The 4,483-nt window shown below is 68.1% G+C and carries 5 protein-coding genes and 1 riboswitch; of the genes, 2 read left to right on the top strand and 3 right to left on the bottom strand.

Translation table 11 applies throughout. The annotated features are described in order from the left end of the window. Together QMX80_RS18460 and QMX80_RS18455 are read left to right on the top strand one after the other, a co-directional pair. On the top strand, positions 1 to 425 hold a 425-nt coding region (locus tag QMX80_RS18460; protein ID WP_282278637.1), incomplete at its 5' end, for a LytTR family DNA-binding domain-containing protein. A gap of 170 nt (positions 426 to 595) precedes the next feature. Further along, on the top strand, positions 596 to 1,150 hold the full coding sequence (locus tag QMX80_RS18455) for a DUF3228 family protein (RefSeq protein ID WP_282278635.1): 555 nt from the start codon (positions 596 to 598) through the stop codon (positions 1,148 to 1,150). 6 nt (positions 1,151 to 1,156) lie between these two features. On the opposite strand, the gene QMX80_RS18450 is transcribed toward QMX80_RS18455, so the two are convergent. From QMX80_RS18450 to ahcY, 3 genes are all read right to left on the bottom strand, one after another. Further along, positions 1,157 to 1,621, bottom strand: coding sequence for a GNAT family N-acetyltransferase (locus QMX80_RS18450; protein ID WP_282278634.1), 465 nt, complete (start codon positions 1,619 to 1,621; stop codon positions 1,157 to 1,159). Positions 1,622 to 1,688: 67 nt separating this feature from the next. After that, entirely contained in the window at positions 1,689 to 2,510 is an 822-nt protein-coding gene (locus QMX80_RS18445; RefSeq protein WP_282278632.1) for an alpha/beta hydrolase-fold protein, read from the bottom strand. A 139-nt stretch (positions 2,511 to 2,649) separates the two neighbouring features. Then, positions 2,650 to 4,095, bottom strand: coding sequence for an adenosylhomocysteinase (gene ahcY / locus QMX80_RS18440; protein WP_273080740.1), 1,446 nt, complete (start codon positions 4,093 to 4,095; stop codon positions 2,650 to 2,652). 33 nt (positions 4,096 to 4,128) lie between these two features. Then, positions 4,129 to 4,235, bottom strand: a riboswitch (S-adenosyl-L-homocysteine riboswitch). Positions 4,236 to 4,483 lie beyond the last annotated feature (248 nt).

Raw genomic sequence — 4,483 nt, 5'->3', positions numbered from 1 at the left:
CGTCGCGGCTGCATGCCGCGCTGGACAAGGCGCGCGCCAGGGTCGCGGACGTGGTTCCTGGCGCGCGCCCGGCCGGCGATCCGGCAAAGCTGGGTGCCGAGGACACCGTGTTCCTGCGCGATGGCGAGCGCTGCTGGTTCGTGGCGCTGGGCGAGATCAGCCGCATCGTGGTCGATGGCAATTACGCGCGGCTGTGGTTCCGCGGCCAGAGCGCGATGCTGTCGCGCAGCCTGTCGGCGCTGGAGGCGCGGCTGGAATCGGGGCTTTTCTTCCGTGCCAACCGCAATACGTTGGTCAATCTGCGCAAGGTGCGTGGCGTGGAGCTGTCCGTAGCCGATGGCTACGACCTCACCCTCGAGGACGGCAGCCAGGTGGAAGTGTCGCGCCGGCAGGCGCGCGAGTTGCGTGAGCGGCTGGCATTGTGACCTCCGTAAATTCGCATGCTCGCCATCGCGAAGCGGCAAGGTCGTGAATTGCATGCCTCTCCGCATGAGGTATTCCCGGCGCAGGCCCCCGTGGAGCAGGACCTGCGCCTGCGCGAATGACGGCTCGATGACGGAGAATGCGTACTGCCTTTGCCCCCTGTGCCTGCCCCATGTCCATCTTCCTCACGCCCTTCGCCCGCACCCGCCTGTTCCCGCGCACGCCGCGCCCGAACACGATCCGCGACTGCACGCCCGAGCAGTTCGAGCGTCATCTCAACGACCATGCGCCGCTGCAGGTGCTCGATGGCTATGCACCGTTCTGCAGGCTGCACGTGCACCGCAACTGGACGTCCACGCGCTGCCTGACCGTGCCGGTCACCGACGGCAACCGCCACCTGCTGCGCTCGGCCTACGAGGCGCGCACGCGCGAGGAGCTGCCGGTGCTGGTGCGCTGGTTCGAAGGCGTGGAGCCGCCGGTGGCCGATTACCTGGTCGTCATCCTCTACAGCCGTGAGCAGCTGGCCAAGGAGGGCGCGCCCATCGATGCCGACTGGGGCGTGGTCGGCTGCCTGTACACCGCGCAGCCGGCGGAAATCCCGATGGCGCCGATCACCATGATGCGCAACGCGCTTGGCGTGGAGGAGGGCGGCTCGGGCGTGCCCATCGACCGCGACGCCTACCGCCGCGCGGTGGAGTTCTGGGAAGCGAACGCGAACTGGCGGTAAGCGCGGTCAGCCTTCCTGCCGATAGTCGATGGCCAGGCGCAGCATGTCCCGGTGCTGGATGCCGTCCTCGATGATCGCTTCGTCGTAGTTGCGCAGGAAGAAATCGCGGTCGACCTGGAATGCGCGGAAGCCGTGCCGCTGGTAGAACGCGAGCGGGTAGCCGAAGGCGCCGGTGCCGACTTCCAGCCGCGCCGCGCCTTCGCGCCGGTACGTATCGATCACGTGGGCCAGCAGCTGCGTGCCGATGCCGCGCTGCTGCCGCGCCGGATCGACGGCGATGTTCATCAGCTCATGGCTGCCCTGCATGCGCGGCACCACCGCACAGACGCCCGCGATGCTGCCGTCCAGCAGGGCAGCGAAGCAGCGCGCTGTGGACAGATAGGCGCGTACCTTGCGCTCCGAGGGATCGGCCAGCAGGAGCAGCGCCATCGGGGCGTCGGTTGGCGCTATTTCGTGGATCGTCGTGGACATGCGTGCGTCGTGGGTTTCCTGTCGCGGCGGATTCCGGTGGGCAGCCGAGCCGGTGTTCCGGGATGGATCAGCGATCGCCGTCGCCGGGTGCCGCTGGATACATGCGCTCGATCGCCATCGCTTCCAGCGCGGTGTAGATGGTGTCGTGGCGCAGGTCCGGGCGCGGCATGGCCTGCCAGTGCAGGCCGGGCAGGGCAGCGCTCTGAACCGTGTCCGACAGCGCCTGTGCGTGCGGGCCGATGTTGTCCTCGTCGCCCCAGGCCAGCAGTACGCGCTCGTTCAGTGCGGGCATGTCCTGCAGGCGCCCGCTGGCGCCGCGGGTGAGCGCTGCGTCGTTCCACCACAGGCTCGGGCTGAAGGCGATCCAGGTGTCGAACAGCGTCGGCTGCTCGAACAGGGTTTCGACGATGAACAGCCCGGCCAGCGATTCGCCGATGATGCCGCGCGATTCCGTGGTGCGGTAACGGCGCTCGATCTCGGGAACCAGTTCCTCGGCGATGAAGGCGCGGAACGCGGCCGAGCCGCCGACCACCGGTGCGATGCGGCGGTCGCTGTCCACGTCCGTCGGGCCGGTCATGTCGCGGCGGCGCTGGGTGTTCTCGATGCCGACCACCAGCAGCGGCGCGATCCGGCCGGCGCGGATGCCGGCATCGACCGTGGCCGCCACATGCGGGAAATCCTCGGCGATGCCGCCATCGGGCATGTACAGCACGGGATGCGCCGGCGCCGCATCGGCGGGCGGCAGGTAGACGTTGATGGTGCGCGCTTCCTGCAGCCGCTGCGACTGGATGACGAAGCTGTCGTGTGCGGGCGTCGCCGGCTGTGCGTGGGCGGTACCGGACAGGGCCGCCATCAGCAGGGCCGCGATTGTCGGGAGCATCGGTTTCATCGTGGTCTTTGCGGACGGCGTCGGGATCGGGGCGCGCAGCGTAGCAAGAGCGCGTGGCGAACAGAAACGCCGCGCAGGAAACGCGACGGGCGCCTTGCGGCGCCCGTCGTTGTGTTCCACGCAGTGACCGGCGGGCCGATCAGTAGCGGTAGTGCTCCGGCTTGAACGGGCCTTCCACCGGCACGCCGAGGTAGTCGGCCTGTTCCTGGGTCAGGGTGGTCAGCTTCACGCCGATCTTTTCCAGGTGCAGGCGCGCCACTTCCTCGTCCAGCTTCTTCGGCAGGCGGTAGACGTCGGCCTTGTAGCTGTCCTTGTTGGCCCACAGGTCGATCTGCGCCAGGGTCTGGTTGGCAAAACTGTTCGACATCACGAAGCTCGGGTGGCCGGTGGCGCAGCCCAGGTTCACCAGGCGGCCTTCGGCCAGCAGGAAGATCGCGTTGCCGTTCGGGAACACGTACTTGTCCACCTGCGGCTTGATGTTGATGTGCTGCACGCCCGGGAACTTCACCAGCGCATCGACCTGGATCTCGTTGTCGAAATGGCCGATGTTGCAGACGATGGCCTGGTCCTTCATCGCGCTCAGGTGCTCGATGCGGATGATGTCCTTGTTGCCGGTGGTGGTGACGTAGATGTCGCCACGGCCCAGGGTGGATTCGATGGTGTTGACCTCGAAGCCTTCCATCGCCGCCTGCAGCGCACAGATCGGGTCGATCTCGGTGACGATGACGCGGGCGCCATAGGCGCGCAGCGAGTGCGCCGAGCCCTTGCCGACGTCGCCATAGCCGCAGACCACGGCGACCTTGCCGGCCAGCATCACGTCCATCGCGCGCTTGAGGCCGTCGGCCAGCGATTCGCGGCAGCCGTACAGGTTGTCGAACTTGCTCTTGGTGACCGAGTCGTTGACGTTGATCGCCGGGACCAGCAGGGTGCCGGCTTCGGCCAGCTGGTACAGGCGGTGCACGCCGGTGGTGGTCTCCTCGGAGACGCCCTTCCAGTCCTTGACCACGCGGGTCCAGTAGCCGGGGCGCTCGGCGTGCACGCGCTTGAGCAGGTTCTTGATGACCTGTTCCTCATGCGAGCCCGAGGCGGTGTTGACCCAGTCGCTGCCGTTTTCCAGCTCGTAGCCCTTGTGGATCAGCAGGGTGACGTCGCCGCCGTCGTCCACCACCAGTTCCGGGCCGAGCAGGGTGCCGTCGGCGGATTTGAAGGTCAGCGCTTCCAGCGTGCAGTCCCAGTATTCCTCCAGGGTCTCGCCCTTCCACGCGAACACCGGGGTGCCGGTGGCTGCGATGGCGGCGGCGGCCTGGTCCTGGGTGGAGAAGATGTTGCACGAGGCCCAGCGCACGTCGCCGCCGATGTCCTTGAGCGTCTCGATCAGCACCGCGGTCTGGATGGTCATGTGCAGCGAGCCGGTCACGCGCACGCCCTTGAGCGGCTTGGCCGCGGCGTACTTGCGGCGGATCGACATCAGGCCGGGCATCTCGTGCTCGGCGATGTCCAGTTCCTTGCGGCCCCAGTCGGCCAGGGTGATGTCGCGGATCTTGTAATCGCCTTCGGTGGAGAAGGTCTTGGCAACAGCGTTCATGTAAAGCTCCGGTGTGGTGCGAGCAGGGCTCGCGTTCGCCGGGCGCCGTTGTTGCATGCGATGCCGTCCGAGCCTGGCCGCCGTGCCGGCCCAGCCCTTGCGGGGGACACCACACGGCGGTCGCAGCGCCCCTCGGACGGGCCGGCGATTATATCGCGGGCCGGCCCCGGCCCAACCAAAGGCAGGGGAGCCGGACGCCAGAGCTTGTTAACGTGGGCCGTTGATTCAGCCAAGAGGATTGCCATGACGATGTTCGCTTCCCGCCGCGCCCGGCGGACTTCCGCGGCGCTGGTGCTGTGCGCCGGCCTGCTGCTGGCCGTGCCGCCGCTGCTGGCGGCCGCCCCGGCCGCCAACGCCCCGGCCGGCGATGCCCAGGGCTACCGCCTGC

This window comes from Stenotrophomonas sp. PS02297 (assembly GCF_029959705.1).
Classification (GTDB): domain Bacteria; phylum Pseudomonadota; class Gammaproteobacteria; order Xanthomonadales; family Xanthomonadaceae; genus Stenotrophomonas; species Stenotrophomonas nitritireducens.
This window is presented reverse-complemented; position numbering and strand designations above follow the sequence as displayed.

Bases quoted from the DNA above. Each gene is read 5' to 3' on its own strand.
- QMX80_RS18450 (WP_282278634.1), bottom strand. From the start codon at position 1,621: ATGTCCACGACGATCCACGAAATAGCGCCAACCGACGCCCCGATGGCG.
- QMX80_RS18455 (WP_282278635.1), top strand. From the start codon at position 596: ATGTCCATCTTCCTCACGCCCTTCGCCCGCACCCGCCTGTTCCCGCGC.
- ahcY (WP_273080740.1), bottom strand. From the start codon at position 4,095: ATGAACGCTGTTGCCAAGACCTTCTCCACCGAAGGCGATTACAAGATC.
- QMX80_RS18445 (WP_282278632.1), bottom strand. From the start codon at position 2,510: ATGAAACCGATGCTCCCGACAATCGCGGCCCTGCTGATGGCGGCCCTG.